Below are 15,234 nucleotides of genomic sequence, written 5' to 3' on the forward strand. Positions count from 1 at the left end.
AGGCATGAAAACGCTGAAAAATAAAAAATCTTCAGATTGCTCTAAAGATTTTGTGTTAATAGATATTTATTTTTTGGCAGGCTGGTTGTCATCGGCATGTTTCAGCAATTCTTCTTTATTTAAAACATGGCGCGTGGCAAAGTAGTCCAGATCAAGCTTGTTTAGATCTACAACCGGTTCGTCCTTGATTGCTGCCAGCAATTCTTTTTCCAAGGGCCATAGCTGTTGGCATTCTTCTTCATGAGCCAGATGGGATGGAAAGAAAGGCGGATTGCATTCACGATAGAAGTTCAGTGTGAAGTCTGGATAAGATACAAAATCATCATTGACGATGCAGCCTTCAAGTCCCCATTTTTTCTCATGGGCAATCAAGTCACGCCGCAGTTCAAGACGTTTGGCATTATATGCCTCAGGCTTTGTTTCCAATAGGTTCTCTGTTTCCTGAGGGTCATTTTGTAAGTCGAATAATTCCTCACGCGGGCCGCCATAGTAGTAATTGTATTTGAAGCTGCCTCTGCGCAGGCTAACCCAGCGGCGGGCTCCATGCTGATGTTCAACGTATTGCATGCTGCGGTCTTTCTCGTTTTTTAGCAATGAGGCACCCGGCAGTTCTTTATTTGATGGATAAGGGACGTTGGCGGCATCAAGGAAGGTTGGCAGGATGTCGTTGAGATCTACAAAGTCATCGCAGAAGGTGTTGGGTTTAACTTTTCCTGGATAGCGAAGGATCATTGGTACGCGGCAGGAAGGGTCATAAGGCAGGAATTTTTGATATGTACCCAGATCGCCCAGCATTTCGCCATGATCGCTGGTGAAGAGGATCAATGTATTGTCAAGTTCACCCATGGCTTCCAGCTGGTCGAGAATCAGGCCAATGTTTTTATCAACAAAACTGATGGAAGCATAGTACAGCTCCCTTGCACGCATGAGCGTTTCCATGTTAGGATAATCGGCGATATTTTTGTTTTCTTCTGCAAGTGTTGAAAGTGTGGTTTTGGTGATGGAAGGCTTAGGGATTGCTTTGCCTTTGTACATTTCAGCATAAGATGCCGGTACGTCAAACGGCGGGTGTGGCGCTATGAAGCCAGCCCATAGCATGAAGGGTTTATCCTTGCTCTTGTTTTTGAGGTAGTTGATGGTTTCTTTGGCTACCCAGCTTGAGCCGTGGTCTTCTTCTTTGACTAAGGATTGCTGAGGCTGCATGTACAGCGCGTGACGGACACCGTGCAGGCTTTGCAGGTGCGGATATTTTTCTTTTAGATAGAGTGCGTATTCATCATCTTCTCTGAATCTTGGTATTTCATCCATTAAAAGCAGGCGGTGGAAGCCATTGTGTCGGCGATAAGGCTGAAAGTGCATTTTACCGACAGCGATGGTGTCATAGCCGGCGTCGCTTAAAATCTGCGCGAAGGTAGGCAGGTCATAAGGGATTTGATGGGAGTCATCGAAATAGTTGTCGTCAAAGGTATGTTCTTTGCATGGCAGGCCGCAGAGGATGTTGTGACGAGCCGGGATGCAGACGGGGTTGGGTGAAAAGGCGTGCGTGTAGCTGCAGCCTTCGTGTGCCAGGCGGTCGAGGTTTGGCGTATGCATAAATTCATAACCGTGAGCGTGGATGGTGTCGTAGCGCTGCTGGTCGGTTGTGATAAATAAGATGTTTGGTTTGTTCATGAAAAAAAGCCTCCTGATATGAGTACATCATAGCATATTGGAGGCGTGTGGGAAAGGGACTGAAAAATTTAAATTTGCATATTATTTATTATCAATTAATTAATTAATAAAGATAAGTTTTATTTAGAGTTTACCTCACAAGTATTATTTACCAATTACTAATTATATTTTGTCCTATTTTGAAGGATATTGGCTGTAGATATATTTTTGTTCCCAAATTTCATCATGATAATGCGAGAATTCTGAAATTTTACAATCATTATACAAATCATTTGCCAGCTCAATGATAATATCTTTTAATTCAAGATTGTCTAAATATTTCTGTGGAATGGCTTTTAGCCCTAAATAGGCTCCTAATATGTTTCCAGTGACTGCTCCGGTTGAATCACTATCACCGCTATGATTCACAGAGGCAATAAGTGCTTTATCAAAGTCATCACTATATTTTAATGAACAATAAATAGCAATCGCTAAAGTTTCCTCAGCCACCCAACCTTCACCTATTTGCTTGATGGCATCCAAGTCATTAATATCACTTTTTTGAGATAATTCGATTGCTTTATCCACTAAATCAAGGAAATCTTGTAAAAACATTTTATCAGAAAATAGTTGAGCAATAGCTCTTTTCATATCTTTAACCGCATCTATAAGTGATATATCATCATTATGAGCAACAAGATTAATAATGTGAACCAATCCTGCTGCAGGAATGTAGCCCAGCGGATGTCCATGTGTTAAAGCTGCAACTTCAGCTCCAATCATATCAACCTTTTCGCTACTCCATTTTTCACTAAAATATAGACCAACAGGAGCGACCCGCATCACACCACCACAACCTTTGCTTTTATTGAGCGGTCTATTTATTGTCCCGTTTATGCCATTTGAAATTGTAGAAATACATGTATAGCCAGGATCTCTGCATACAAATAATTCAGGAATATCTACTAACCAAGAAGTGTGTTGTTCCTTTGGCAAAGGATAACGCTCAATTTGGGTTCTATACCAATCTTTATAGCTTTCAAATACATAGTTAGGATAACTCCCCATTATGCCTCGAGTCATTCCTCTTGTATGACCATATAAAAGACCTGTAGCGGTAAATAAGGTCATCTGGGTATCATCAGAAATTTCAGCAACACCATTCTCAAGCGAATATTCAGTAATGCCATTATTCCCGTATTTTGAAAAGATAGCAGAGTCTTTCATAAACTCCACGGGATAGCCTAATGCATCACCAGCAGCACCGCCAATTAAGCAACCTCGATATTTGTCAATGTCCTTCATTACAACACCCTCCTTTTAGCTTAACGTCTTCTATATCTAATTGTAAATCTAATTCTATTCTCTTTAACTCAGAAATGTTTAATTTGCATTATCTGTAATTTTCAGCAATTATCAATCACTGTAATTAATTTGTTTTCAATGATTTTATTTCATAATGAGCATAATTATATGCAGGCATAACCATTCATTTTTCTCTTCTTAAAAGTACAACGGTCTCCACATGGCTCGACACCTCGATTATGATGTCAGGCCAACTTGATAGTCGCTGCCTGTTCTCGGAAACATATCATGTCGATTTTGCATTTGTAGAAACAGTTCCAATAGCACATTCCTCCCTAGATTATATACGTTAGAGGAATAGGGCTTTTTTCGCAACCGTCACGACTTTGACTTTTAGCGTCTCTACTTATAAATTGAACTCCGTTCTCAAAATATCAATCAATTCAGATGCACGTTTCTTATCAAACTGAATTGTTTGTTTTGCTCCTGCTGTACTACCTTCAGAACTATACGTCTGGATTTGAAATAGTTTTTCTCCATAAATTTCAGTTACAGAATAGCTTGTTTCTCTAACATCCTGTTTTCTGAAATTTCTATTTTCCTTTTCCCATTTTTCAACAAACATAATAATGTCCTCCAATCGATGCTTTTTTTCTTATTGCTCCAGCATTTTAATGCTTTTCAAATAATCCTTTTCCACACGGCTAAGTGTTTTGGCTTTATATTTCTTATATTCCATCTGAGCTTTTTCCACCGCCTGCAAATGACTAACTGCTCCATTTCCAATGAGAAGATTTTCACCCGTTGAAGTCAAAATCCCATCCAAATGTTTTACCCAATCCTCCATTGTCATAGGCACTTCACGTTCTGCTTATCTCTGCGCAAAATCAATAACCAGATACTAACTGACCCATTGCCTGCAATTCTTTTTCGTCCAAATAATTCTTTGCGATTTTCGCTTCTCGCAGCGTCGGCTGTTCTCCCGAAAATGACATCAATCCCATGAAGTCTTTTTCGGCATCCGCACGATGGTAAATCACCTCCGCAGCAGTTTCGCCGGAAACAGCATTTATTCTCCTTCTTTTTCTGTAGCAGCCATAACTTTTTCCATCTGCAATTACTATATCTCTATGAGGAAATATAGACTTCCAAATACGTTGCAATTTATCTAACACCAATTCAGGAACTAAATTATGCATTTCCCCCTTGTGCTTCTCTTTCTTTACATTCTGTTACAAACTCTTCTTGCTGATTTGTTTGCGATGCAACCATAGCAGAAAGCACGTTTTCATAATCATTAAGTAACGATGATGTATAATTATATTTTTCTCCGTCCCATTGCCATCTATCATCATGTCCATTTGTTGGAGTTTCTCTTCCGTAAATAAGTAAATTTGTAGCTTGCTCATAACTTTTTTGCTGAATATAATTTCCAAATGTCAAAGCTCTTTGAGCACTTATTCTATACGTATTATTGGGGGTTTGTTTCTCTATTCACGCACCTAATTAACTTTTTCCAGAACCATTAGCCCCTATTATAACCATAGAATGCCATTTACCCTGATGTACAATTGGTTCATTATTTTCAGTTGGCAACACATACTCATATTTTTTTCATCTAACATACTTATATCTCCTCAAAGCACCTCAATACACTCTTTATTTTTTCATTTTTTTCACCATTTGGTGTTTCCATTATTGTTTTAATTCTCCTCCAAGTCAGCTTCGGCTAGTTCGATATATTCCTTTAGTTTTCTCTGTAGTAGGCTCTTATCTATTAATTTCAAATTATATTCTGAAACCATCGTTGGAGACAAACTACGACTAAGTGCAAATTCTACAACCTCATCATCTTTACTTGCACAAAGAATAACACCTACACTTGGATTTTCATTTTCCTTTTTCACTTCACGATCTAAAGCTTCAAGATATAGATTTATTTTACCTACATATTCCGGCTTGAACTCTCCAATTTTTAATTCAAAAGCTACCAGGCAAGAAAGTCCTCTATGATAAAATAAAAGATCAATGTAATAATCATGCTTACCAACTTGAACACGATATTCTTCTCCAATAAAGGTAAAATCCTTGCCGATTTCAAGAATAAAATCTTTTAAATTCCGTATAATAGATTTCTGCAAATCACGTTCAGAAACAGTTTCCGGCACATCAAGAAAGTCAAGCACATAATTATCAAGAAAAACATTTCCAGTTGCTCTCTTTGATTCTGCAATAGCAGGTGTTAGTGTTTTTTGTGATAACATATATCGTTCAAAATAACTGCTATCTATTTGTCTTTCTAATTCTCTTTTTGAAAGTCGCTCTTTCACACACATATTCATGTAAAAAATACGTTCTTCCATTGTTTTGCACGCAGACATAATCTTCAAATGATTCGTCCAGCTCAATTGTGTCACCAGTGGTGACACTTTTTCTTCATCTTTGTACATTTCATAAAATTGCTTCATTCTATATAATCCACGACGATTAAATCCTTTTAATTCAGGATAATTTTCAGAAAAGAAATTAGCAAGCCTCTCTACAAAAGCATCTCCATATTCCGCATTTTTTGATTCTCTGCTAATGTATTCACCTATATCACGATACATCAAGATCAGTTCTTCATTCACTTTACGATACGCTCTATCTTTAGCTGATTCAATAATAGTAATGATTTTTTGAAACTGTTCTCCATGCGATACTATATCTTTCATTAAATCCCTCCTCTCGAACAATTAAATTTATTTACTCTTAGAAGAAGTCAAATCTAATTCATCCGCATGTAACTCTATGTTGACATGTTTTTTTGTAATAAGTTTGGAAAGTAACACAACCGTCTCCACATGATACGTCCACGGAAACATATCCACCGGCTGCACCCGTTCCACCCCATATCCTCGCTCCCCCAAATACTTCAAATCCCTCGCCAGCGTCGACGGATCACACGACACATACACAATCCGCCTCGGCGCCATCGTCAGCATCGCCTCCAGCGTCCGCTCATCACAGCCCTTACGCGGCGGATCCACACAAACCACATCCACCCTTTCCCCGCTATCCGCAATCCGCGCCGCATACTCCCCAGCATCCGCGCACACAAAATCTACATTCACAATCCCATTCCGCGCCGCATTCCGTTTCGCATCCTCGATCGCCGCAGCCACAACCTCAACCCCCTGCACATGCGCTGCCTGCCTTGCCATAAACTGCGTAATCGTCCCAATTCCGCAATACAAATCAACCACACGATCATCCTTCGATAACTCCGCAAACGCCACTGCCTGATTATACAGCTTCACCGTCTGCACCGGATTCACCTGATAAAACGACTTTGATGAAATCTCAAAACACAGCCCATCCAACTCATCTACAATCGTCGGCCGCCCATAAAGCAGCTCCTCCTCATCCCCCAAAATCACATTATCCGCACGCTGATTCAAATTCAAAATGACACTCTTAACCTCTGGTACCTCAGCCACCAGCATGCTTGCCATCTTTTTCAGCTCAGCAACCCTTTTCTCCCTAACAATAAAAACCACCATTATCTCACGGGTACTGAACCCCACCTTCACCAATAAATGCCGAAACACCTCCGCGTTGCCAAACTCCCCAATCAGCCGCTTCATGCACTGCACCGTCTTATTAATCAGCTCATGCTGAATCAAACACACATCCATATCGATAATATCATTGCTGTTGATCCGATAAAACCCACACACCGTCTTCCCAGCCTTATCCACACCAACCGGCACCTGCCCCTTGTTGCGGTAATACCAGCCATCCTCCATCATCAGCGCATCCTCGACATGACAATCCAAACCACCGATCCGCTCAAGCGCATCCTTCACCCGCTGCGTCTTAAATCGCTGCAGCTCCGCCAACGAAAAATGCTGCAGCTGACAACCGCCGCACTGCTTAAAAATCTTACAAGGCGGTTCTGCCCGCTCAGGACTCGCACTAATCAGCTTCATCAGCCTGCCGTAGCCAAAATTCTTCCTCACCTGCGTAACCACAATCTCACCGCATTCCCCAACTAGCATATCCTTCACAAAAAGCGGAAAACCATCCACCTTCACAACTCCCAGACCTTCAAAAGTATAATTCAGGCACGTCCCTGTAACACGATCATTTTTCTTCATCATCAACACTCACTCTCATCATTAATTATCACCATTATAACATAAAAAAGCCGCCTAATTTTCATCAGGCAGCAAGTTCGGCAGCAGATTTTTAATATTCCTCAAATTCGTAGAATCCTTACTGATCCAGCAGGAAATCAGATTCCCATGAATCAGCGTCAGCAGCATCTTCGAATACTGATCCGCATGCATCTCATCATAACCGCACGCCATCAATTTCTCACGATACAAAACCTCCCACTTTCGATACACTTCCTTTGAAGCCTCATCCAGCTCCTCACTGATATAAGTAGCCTCAATCCCCATAAACGTGATAATCAGCGACTTCAGACCTTCCCTGCCATTTTCAATATCTCTGGCAAGACATTCCGCCATCCAGCAAAAAACCTCCACCGCATTATCAGAGACTGAAAATATATTCTTGCGAATCCCCATCTCCATCTTATCATAAGCGTCATGAACAACAGCCACCGCCAGCTGATTCTTACCGCCAGGAAAATAATGATAAAAAGATCCTTTTGGAATATCACATGCACTTACGATCTCATTGATACCAACACCAAAATAACCCTTCTGCGAGAATAATGTAGACGCCTTTTCAAGTATCATCTCCCGCTTTTCCGCACTGTGATTCATACTGCCACCACCCTTACAATTAAATATATAATAAAGGGGCTGACTTCTAATATCAACCCCTTATTTATAAAATTTTCGCTTATTTCTTCTGCTTTTTTACATTCACAAGCATTATTTAATCATTGAGGAAGCAGACACACCAGCATTTCTACCGCTAGTCATAGCCCAACCGAACAATGAACCGCCATAATAGATATCGCCTTCAAGACCGCCGACAACCTCACCGGCAGCAAACAATCCATCAACAGCCTCCTGCTTCGTATTCAGAACCTGCATCTGATCATTAATATGCAAGCCGCCTAATGTTGCATAATAACGCAGCCACATCTGCACTGCATAATAAGGACCATCATTGCTGATTTCAACCGTTAGCTTTCTGCCGAATTCATCAGTACCTGCAGCCACATCAGCATTATACTTCTCTGCCGCAGCAGTTAATGAACCTTCAGGCAGATTCAATGTCTTCGCAAGATCTTCAAGCGTTTCACCCTTAACCATCACTGGATTTGATGAACCATTATTTTCAAGCCATTCCTTAACATTCTCTTCAGTATAAATTGCACTGCCGATCATTCCCTTATTGAAGGCATCAAAAGAAGCCTGATCAAGAATTAAATAATTAGTCTTATTCTGTTTCATAGCCTGAATCAGATCATAAGCCTTACCTTGTTCATTCGCAAAACGAACACCGTTTTCATTTACTAAGAATGCACCACTTGTCGCATAAGCACCGCCGACACCTGGATTGCAGTATTGACCTAATCCGCTAGGCATTACAATACTGTTAGGCTGTACATTCACAAATTCCATATTGATCAAATCAGCATCAACAGCTTTAGTCATTTCAATTGCATCACCTGTCGCACCAGCTGCACCGGCATAAACAAATTCCTGATATTCAGCCGGAACTAACTCGTCATTAGCACCAAAGCCGCCAGTCGCTAAAATAACAGCCTTCGCATTAATTGTATAAATCTTATCCTTGCTTTCAGCTTTAGCACCCACAACCTTGCCATTTTCAATAATCAATTCAGTACCTGCAGTATTCAAATAAACATCACCGCCGGCATCCTCTACACGCTGAAGCAATGTCTTAACAACACCAGCACCGCGTCCAACACCTGAGTAAGTACGTCCCGGTTCAGAATTATCGTATTCAACATTAGCGCCTTCCGGATCAACCAACCAGTCAAAAGCAGCACCTACTGTATTTACGAAAATATCCAAGGTAGCTTCATCATTATAATTATGTCCATTAGCCAGCATATCCGCCTTAAGCATTTCAGGACTGTCTTCATAACCTGATTCAATCTGCCACTTACTGCCTGTCGCCGTCGTTCCAGCACCAGCCATTGATGACGCACCGCCGGCAAAAGACATCTTTTCTAATAATACAACTTTATTGCCTTCCTGAAGGGCAGATAATGAAGCTGTCAAACCAGCACCACCAGCACCAATTACCAAGATATCCGTTGTTAATTCAACTGTTTCCTTCTCAGTATTGCCAGTTACAGCCTGGCTCATCTTATCCAGATCAGCACCAGCCTGAGTCAGCGCATCCTTTAATGCTTCAATAAAGCCATTGCTTGTTACTGTAGCACCGCTAACCGTATCAATCGCAATACTTTGACTATCCAGCACTTCCTGTACCAAAGTTGGCAGCGCCGCACCGCCGATCGCTTCAGTTTCTGAATTCTCTAATACATCAATAGCCGTGATCTTATCAGCATCCACAGTCACCGAGATCTTTAAATCACCGCCAAACCCTTTTGCTGTTGCTTCATATGTTCCAGCTGTCATCCCTGTTTTGTCATCGACAGGTGCATCGCTCTTAGGCGCACAACCGGAGAACAACATTGCTCCAGCTAAGCATAAACTCAATAATTTAGCCTTTTTCATAGTTCCTCCTATCCCGTTTGTATTTCACTAGACGAACGGTCTACTATTAGTATACCTGAAGTTGCTTCAATGTCAAGACAGTTTTGTGAATTGTTTAGCTTACAAGCATCAATAATCACTTGTGGATTTATTATCCCTTACATGTAATGTCATCATAGATCTATCAAAAACTCAGCTCCACTTACAAAGAAAAAGAGAAATGCATAATACATTCCTCCACAAAAAAGCCCCAATTTTTCGAACCTATTATTTCTGCTTCAGCAATCCCATAAACGAGCTGCCATTCTGCGGCGCCGCCACTCCAAAGAAATCGCAGACGCTCGCACCCACATCCGACAATGACTTCCGCAAGCCTAACTCAACGCCATGCACCTGCCCATGCCATACCAACAGCGGCACATTTTCACGCGTATGCTTATTATGACCGATATCCGGATCGTTGCCATGATCTGCCATCACGACCAGCACATCCTCATCATTCAGCAGTTCAATGATTTGAGCAATCTTCGCATCCGCCAGCTTCAGCAATTCCATATACCACTTAGCATCCTGACTGTGACCGGCAAGATCGGTCTCCTGCACATTGGTACAAATAAAACCATGCTTCATAGACTTCACGGCATCCAGCGTCAGATCCAGCACTTCACCAGTATCCACACAGGAAATCGACTTGCCATCATCATTTGCGACAATGTCTGCCACCTTACCAAGCAGCGTTACTTCAATCCCCGCCTCACTCAAAATCGTCGGTGCCTGAACGCTCTTATCCACACCATAACCAAGATGGCGGCACATATAACCTTGTTCATATGACTTTGACTTCACGGCATGAATCCCGATAAAACGATCCTCACGCGTCTCCTCGGCAGCCAGAATATCCTTAATCGTATTACCTGTACCGCCAAAAGGAATCACCCGGTTGACCGTTACTACCTCTCTGACCTGCCGGGCCAGCTCCAGCTCTTTTTCAAACGGCATGACATCCAGCGGCGCCGTACAATTATACGCCATGCCAAAATCTGCATCAATATTATCCGCCACCGTACACGCATCATCCACTAACAGATAACGCAGCTTGCCGCGGCTGATAACATCAACCTTATGACCCAAGGAAAGCAAATGCTCAGCAACCTCATCCACCTTATCCTGAAAAGGCTGTACCTTTGGAACCTTTGGCAAAGTGCCCATAATTTCCTGATGTCCCATAAACGTATCAGCGCCAAAATGCATCAACTCACATTTTCCAAAATTAGCTTCCTTGCTGAAATGCATATTTTTGCTTGTCTTGCCAAACGCATTCATCAATCCCAGCCGTTCCAATGCCGGCAGCTTTAAATCCGGATAATCATTCAAAATACTGCCTAATGTAGAGCTGCTTTCATCGCCGGGCCGTGCCGTTGCCGCATCGCTCATCGCGCCGATGCCAAAACCATCCAGTACAATGACTACAAATCGCTGATTCATTTTATTTCATCTCCCAAGCTGTTGTAAATTCCAAGCAGCTTCATCTCGCCTGTATGGATGCCTTCAACAACCGCTACATTGCTGCGCGTCACAAAAATCTGAAAACGGAAAGCCATGACCACCGTATCACTCACCGTACAAGGCTGATCCAATTCAAAATAATAGTCAATACTTTCCAGACTCGGCGGTTCTACATGGTACAGCCTTGCATGATCCGCGGACTGACCAACCAATGCATTCGCAACATGAGAACGGCGATAAAAACCACCGCCATAACAATAGGAACGCTCATCAAAATTATGCGATATCTCACTGACATAAGTCACGCAGGGAATCTCCACACATTCCTTATGCGCATGAAGCGGCGTTGTTCCACTCAAACCATGCCCTGGTTCACCGCTGTTTACCGGATAGCCCTTCATTTCATTCAAGGTAAAGGTACAAGTCGCTGACGGCGCATTCACATTTTCAATCTCGATGCCATGTTCTGCCAGCATTTCCTGTGCCTTCAGCAATGATTCCATATTCGGTGTCGGTGCAATCGTATCCTTTTCTTCATCATAAAGAAAGCATGGGAACGAAGTCACACCGGCAATTTCAATCGCTTCAAGTTTTTTTAATTCCTCAATAACCGCCGGCAAAACATCTAAGCGAAAGCCCGCTGTCTGGCCGCTGTAAATCATATCCCTTGGACCGACAACTTTCAGCAAAACCTTTTGCCTGATACCAAGCGCTTTCGCACATTCATTAATTTCCCGTGCCTTTTCCACAGAAAATATAGTGAAATAATGACAGCCATAGGCTACTAATGCTTTAAGCATCGCTTTCGGTGCCTGAACCAGATGACCGACATTGGCGATTGGTATCTGATGATCAATCATCACCTTGGCTTCTTTAAAGTCTACCACCACAGCTCCTTCAAACCCTAATTCAACAAGCGTCTTCGCAATCAAAGGATTACGGCCCAGCTGTTTCAGCATAAAGTACAAAGCGATATGCTGCTGATTTGCAGCCGCCAGCATCTGTTTCGCATTCTTTTTTAATGTATCAAGATCTACCACATACGTATCCGGCAAAATAAGTCCCTGCTGATGAAGCTGAAACGATGCCTCGATAAGTTCACGGTTTCTTCTTAACGTAGAGCTTAAGAACATTCTTTCACCTTCCTTATACTTTCCTTTAAAATCCGCAGAATAGTCTCACTGCCGCCGCGCATTGGATTGATACGAATCATTCGTTTTTTCAATGTCGGATCGTTTTTAAGGAAAGTTCCCGATACCCGATAAAACATCGGTACCACTTCATATTTAGATTCAGCACCTACCGGATTTGGCGCCGCACCCAGTTTTTGCGCTTCTTCCAGTACAGCTTCCGCAATATCTTCCCTAAATTCAACCAAAAGTACCTTTGATTGGGCATTTGCCAAGAAGGCATCTTTAATTTCCGGGATTCTGCCATCATTTAATGCATGTACGATTCGTTCATTTTCCTCTGCCTGAATCGCCAGAGCTACCGGAGCATAGACAAGCATTCTCAGCAGCTCCATCGCCTGCCAGCCCTGTACCTTACTGCCGCCGGAATAATTATTGCGTTCTACCTCATCAATGAGTTCAGCCTTGCCAAGCAGGATGCCGACACCTTCCGGACCCAGCAGTTTGAATGCTGAGAAGGCACTTAAATCCGCCCCTAATTCAACACCGATTTTGCTGACCTTCATCGCCGCGTAATTATCATCAGTAATAATTGGAATATCCTTGCACGCTTTAATCGTATCAATGACCGCCTGCATTTCATAGCTGTCGTCAGGCTTCTGCCTTGTGTACTGCACAATGGCTCCATCGACATCCTGTTCCTGCATCACTTTGCGAATATCCTCTAAATCATTAAAATCAGCCTCTATCAAGGTCGCATTCAAACCATTTAAAGAAGTCAGCGTGGTTGGATAAACCGGTGCTTTATGTACCAGCACACGGCTGTTAGGCTTCAGCATCGCGGTTAAGCCCCAGCGAATCGCACCAGTACCGGCGCCGGTTACCAGGATTGCTTTCTCCGCATGGAAAAAACGTGCCAGCACCCGTTCAGCTTTTCCCGCATAGGATGGCTTATTACCTGGCTGAACAACACCTAAATCACCCAGATTCAAAAATTCTGCGCCTTCAAATTCACGGCATATTTCATCAACCAAAGCAAATTGCTTTTGTTTAGCTTCCTCCAAAGAAATGGAGTGCAGCGGATATGTTTTCATCATCTTTCCTCCTCGCTGAGATAACCTTTTGAAAAATACATTGATAGATTTTGGAAATAGCGGTGTACCATCACATCTGGTTCCCCCGCCAGCTGACCTGCCAGTGCCAGCATTCCCGCAATCTTTGTTTCTTTACTTTCACAAATTAATACAAACCCACAGCCCAATGCCGAAGAAGGTACGCACAGCGCTGTAGCATTTACCATATTGACAACCCGGATCAGCCCTTTTGAGGCCGCCTTTTGAATAGCCTGCGACCGTTTATCAAAATGACCGAATAACGTATCGCCAAACCCCTCCAAATCAATAGGACCTTCGTAGGAAATCAAACAATCGCATGTTGGCAGCACGCTATTCAAAAAATCAATCAAATCCAAGCGGCTGCCGCCAAGATCAGGAAAGGAACAGGATCTAACCGCAAATGGATAGTTCTGTGAATCCCTATCGCTGATTAAAATATCGCTTTGCGTTTCTGCCTCAGGCAATGGATAAGCATCCTTTACAACCTTGATCATCATCTCATAATCTCGGGTCATGAAACCGATAGAAGGGGTAAATGATATACCATCCGTTGATTGCTTCGTGTATTGTTTCATACTTTCCGCCTCAATCAAGGGGGAAATAAAACCAAACAAATTCACTGACATAGCCGGAGCCAGCACAGAACCGCCGCCATCAGTCCCAATTCCCACATCATTAATATAAGTGAGCACATTGATGGCTGTACCGCTTGAACTGCCGCTCATCCACCGGCCGCTGATTGGATTAATCAATTGAAGATCAACCGCCCGGCCGCCCAATGCATGAGCATCTAATGTATGCAGCGCATAACGATCCTTGCTCTGCAGACGCTTTAATAAAGAAGCGGGAATCTGTTCAACATTTTTAATACCCACCAAGAGTTCATTATGATGCACTTCAAAACACTGTTCCACCGAATGATAAGGATTTAATTCAGCTAACGCATGACGTTCTTCAACATCAGGCATCATCATTCTCCAAAAATCCTTTGCGGATTATGAATCAGCATCTGATCCAGTGATGCCTGTGATAAACCAGCTTCAAGCAGCTTTGGAATAAAGCTTTCAAACAAGTAGCAATAACCGATGCCGCCTTTATATTTCAGATGGGATTTGCGGGTCAGATCCTCCGACAGCACCACCTGATTCAGCAAGCCGTCTTTTTCTAACGCAAGCAGGAATTCAATTCTTTTTTCATCTGGGAGATAATTATTTTTGCCAATTGTGTCAAAGCCAACTGTAACCCCGCATGCTATAACGGAACGGATCATATCAAGATCACCGCTTAAATCAACATGCCCAATTACAACCTTATTTGGATCTGCGCCATGATCAACTAAATATAATGCCTGATCTTTTGCCAGCGTAGCCAATGTAGTATGGGTATAAATGGGTTTATGTGTTTCCTTATGGGCGATTAATGCCGCTTCAAACAACTTGCGTTCATTCGCTGTCCATTCATTTTTACTTGTTCCTATCTCACCGATGGCATCTGCTTTAACTGTACTTCCATCAATGCCTTCCATGATCTCTTTAATCATGAAATCAGCCAGCTCTTCTGCTGTCAGCCGATTCATCGCCTCTGGAATAAAAGGATCCTTATAGCAGCCGGTAGAGATCATAAAATGGATGCCTGATGCCTTTTCCAGTTTTAAAATCGTATCTACATCACGGCCCATGCCAACATTAGTAACTTCCCAAATATTGCGTACCCCATAAGCATAAAGCTGTTTCAATTCAGCACAGATTTCATCAAAACAGTCAAGACAGCAATCCTGATCTTTTTTCACACCGGATAAATCAATATGCATATGCTCATGCATCATCGTATAGCCATCGTTTAATTTCATTATTCTTATCCTTTCTTAAAATAAAT

The 15,234-nt window shown here is 42.3% G+C and carries 15 protein-coding genes; all 15 read right to left on the reverse strand.

From position 1 onward, the window contains the following. Positions 1 to 66 precede the first annotated feature (66 nt). Entirely contained in the window at positions 67 to 1,671 is a 1,605-nt protein-coding gene (locus DAHG_RS08395; RefSeq protein WP_022937897.1) for a sulfatase family protein, read from the reverse strand. 174 nt (positions 1,672 to 1,845) lie between these two features. Next, positions 1,846 to 2,955, reverse strand: coding sequence for an ADP-ribosylglycohydrolase family protein (locus tag DAHG_RS08400; protein ID WP_022937898.1), 1,110 nt, complete (start codon positions 2,953 to 2,955; stop codon positions 1,846 to 1,848). Positions 2,956 to 3,361: 406 nt separating this feature from the next. Beyond that, positions 3,362 to 3,580, reverse strand: a complete 219-nt coding sequence (locus DAHG_RS08405) for a hypothetical protein (RefSeq protein ID WP_022937899.1) — start codon at positions 3,578 to 3,580, stop codon at positions 3,362 to 3,364. A 30-nt stretch (positions 3,581 to 3,610) separates the two neighbouring features. Then, the gene (gene rhuM, locus DAHG_RS21995) at positions 3,611 to 3,814 is read right to left on the reverse strand and encodes a RhuM family protein (protein WP_443985186.1); all 204 of its coding nucleotides are present in this window, start codon (positions 3,812 to 3,814) and stop codon (positions 3,611 to 3,613) included. Positions 3,815 to 3,842: 28 nt separating this feature from the next. Next, a complete protein-coding gene (gene rhuM / locus DAHG_RS22000; protein WP_022937901.1) occupies positions 3,843 to 4,154 on the reverse strand; it encodes a RhuM family protein in 312 nt (103 codons plus the stop codon). Next, on the reverse strand, positions 4,147 to 4,398 hold the full coding sequence (locus DAHG_RS08420) for a hypothetical protein (RefSeq protein WP_022937902.1): 252 nt from the start codon (positions 4,396 to 4,398) through the stop codon (positions 4,147 to 4,149). The genes rhuM (DAHG_RS22000) and DAHG_RS08420 overlap by 8 nt, the downstream gene beginning before the upstream one ends. A 260-nt stretch (positions 4,399 to 4,658) precedes the next feature. Continuing rightward, positions 4,659 to 5,669, reverse strand: coding sequence for a PDDEXK nuclease domain-containing protein (locus DAHG_RS08425; RefSeq protein WP_022937903.1), 1,011 nt, complete (start codon positions 5,667 to 5,669; stop codon positions 4,659 to 4,661). A gap of 27 nt (positions 5,670 to 5,696) precedes the next feature. Continuing rightward, positions 5,697 to 7,097: a 23S rRNA (uracil(1939)-C(5))-methyltransferase RlmD gene (rlmD, locus tag DAHG_RS19145; RefSeq protein WP_022937904.1), complete on the reverse strand. Its 1,401-nt coding sequence runs from the start codon at positions 7,095 to 7,097 to the stop codon at positions 5,697 to 5,699. A 51-nt stretch (positions 7,098 to 7,148) separates the two neighbouring features. Beyond that, entirely contained in the window at positions 7,149 to 7,730 is a 582-nt protein-coding gene (locus DAHG_RS08435; protein WP_022937905.1) for a TetR/AcrR family transcriptional regulator, read from the reverse strand. A 111-nt stretch (positions 7,731 to 7,841) separates the two neighbouring features. Continuing rightward, entirely contained in the window at positions 7,842 to 9,629 is a 1,788-nt protein-coding gene (locus tag DAHG_RS08440; RefSeq protein ID WP_022937906.1) for an FAD-dependent oxidoreductase, read from the reverse strand. Between the two features lie 246 nt (positions 9,630 to 9,875). Then, positions 9,876 to 11,093, reverse strand: coding sequence for a phosphopentomutase (locus tag DAHG_RS08445; RefSeq protein ID WP_022937907.1), 1,218 nt, complete (start codon positions 11,091 to 11,093; stop codon positions 9,876 to 9,878). Continuing rightward, a complete protein-coding gene (locus DAHG_RS08450) occupies positions 11,090 to 12,247 on the reverse strand; it encodes a YhfX family PLP-dependent enzyme (protein ID WP_022937908.1) in 1,158 nt (385 codons plus the stop codon). Before DAHG_RS08450 ends, DAHG_RS08445 begins: the two co-directional genes overlap by 4 nt. Continuing rightward, on the reverse strand, positions 12,238 to 13,341 hold the full coding sequence (locus DAHG_RS08455; RefSeq protein ID WP_235696036.1) for an aminotransferase class V-fold PLP-dependent enzyme: 1,104 nt from the start codon (positions 13,339 to 13,341) through the stop codon (positions 12,238 to 12,240). The genes DAHG_RS08450 and DAHG_RS08455 overlap by 10 nt, the downstream gene beginning before the upstream one ends. Next, positions 13,338 to 14,333, reverse strand: a complete 996-nt coding sequence (locus DAHG_RS08460) for an amidase family protein (protein ID WP_110370599.1) — start codon at positions 14,331 to 14,333, stop codon at positions 13,338 to 13,340. The genes DAHG_RS08455 and DAHG_RS08460 overlap by 4 nt, the downstream gene beginning before the upstream one ends. Further along, positions 14,330 to 15,208: a phosphotriesterase family protein gene (locus DAHG_RS08465; RefSeq protein WP_022937911.1), complete on the reverse strand. Its 879-nt coding sequence runs from the start codon at positions 15,206 to 15,208 to the stop codon at positions 14,330 to 14,332. The genes DAHG_RS08460 and DAHG_RS08465 overlap by 4 nt, the downstream gene beginning before the upstream one ends. Positions 15,209 to 15,234 lie beyond the last annotated feature (26 nt).

The organism is Dielma fastidiosa, from assembly GCF_000313565.1.
Lineage (GTDB): Bacteria > Bacillota_I > Bacilli_A > Erysipelotrichales > Erysipelotrichaceae > Dielma > Dielma fastidiosa.

Coding starts and splice junctions, on each gene's coding strand:
- rhuM (WP_022937901.1), bottom strand. CDS start 4,154: ATGCATAATTTAGTTCCTGAATTGGTGTTAGATAAATTGCAACGTATT.
- DAHG_RS08435 (WP_022937905.1), bottom strand. CDS start 7,730: ATGAATCACAGTGCGGAAAAGCGGGAGATGATACTTGAAAAGGCGTCT.
- DAHG_RS08460 (WP_110370599.1), bottom strand. CDS start 14,333: ATGATGATGCCTGATGTTGAAGAACGTCATGCGTTAGCTGAATTAAAT.
- DAHG_RS08450 (WP_022937908.1), bottom strand. CDS start 12,247: ATGTTCTTAAGCTCTACGTTAAGAAGAAACCGTGAACTTATCGAGGCA.
- rlmD (WP_022937904.1), bottom strand. CDS start 7,097: ATGATGAAGAAAAATGATCGTGTTACAGGGACGTGCCTGAATTATACT.
- DAHG_RS08425 (WP_022937903.1), bottom strand. CDS start 5,669: ATGAAAGATATAGTATCGCATGGAGAACAGTTTCAAAAAATCATTACT.
- DAHG_RS08465 (WP_022937911.1), bottom strand. CDS start 15,208: ATGAAATTAAACGATGGCTATACGATGATGCATGAGCATATGCATATT.
- DAHG_RS08455 (WP_235696036.1), bottom strand. CDS start 13,341: ATGATGAAAACATATCCGCTGCACTCCATTTCTTTGGAGGAAGCTAAA.
- DAHG_RS08445 (WP_022937907.1), bottom strand. CDS start 11,093: ATGAATCAGCGATTTGTAGTCATTGTACTGGATGGTTTTGGCATCGGC.
- DAHG_RS08400 (WP_022937898.1), bottom strand. CDS start 2,955: ATGAAGGACATTGACAAATATCGAGGTTGCTTAATTGGCGGTGCTGCT.
- DAHG_RS08405 (WP_022937899.1), bottom strand. CDS start 3,580: ATGTTTGTTGAAAAATGGGAAAAGGAAAATAGAAATTTCAGAAAACAG.
- DAHG_RS08440 (WP_022937906.1), bottom strand. CDS start 9,629: ATGAAAAAGGCTAAATTATTGAGTTTATGCTTAGCTGGAGCAATGTTG.
- DAHG_RS08395 (WP_022937897.1), bottom strand. CDS start 1,671: ATGAACAAACCAAACATCTTATTTATCACAACCGACCAGCAGCGCTAC.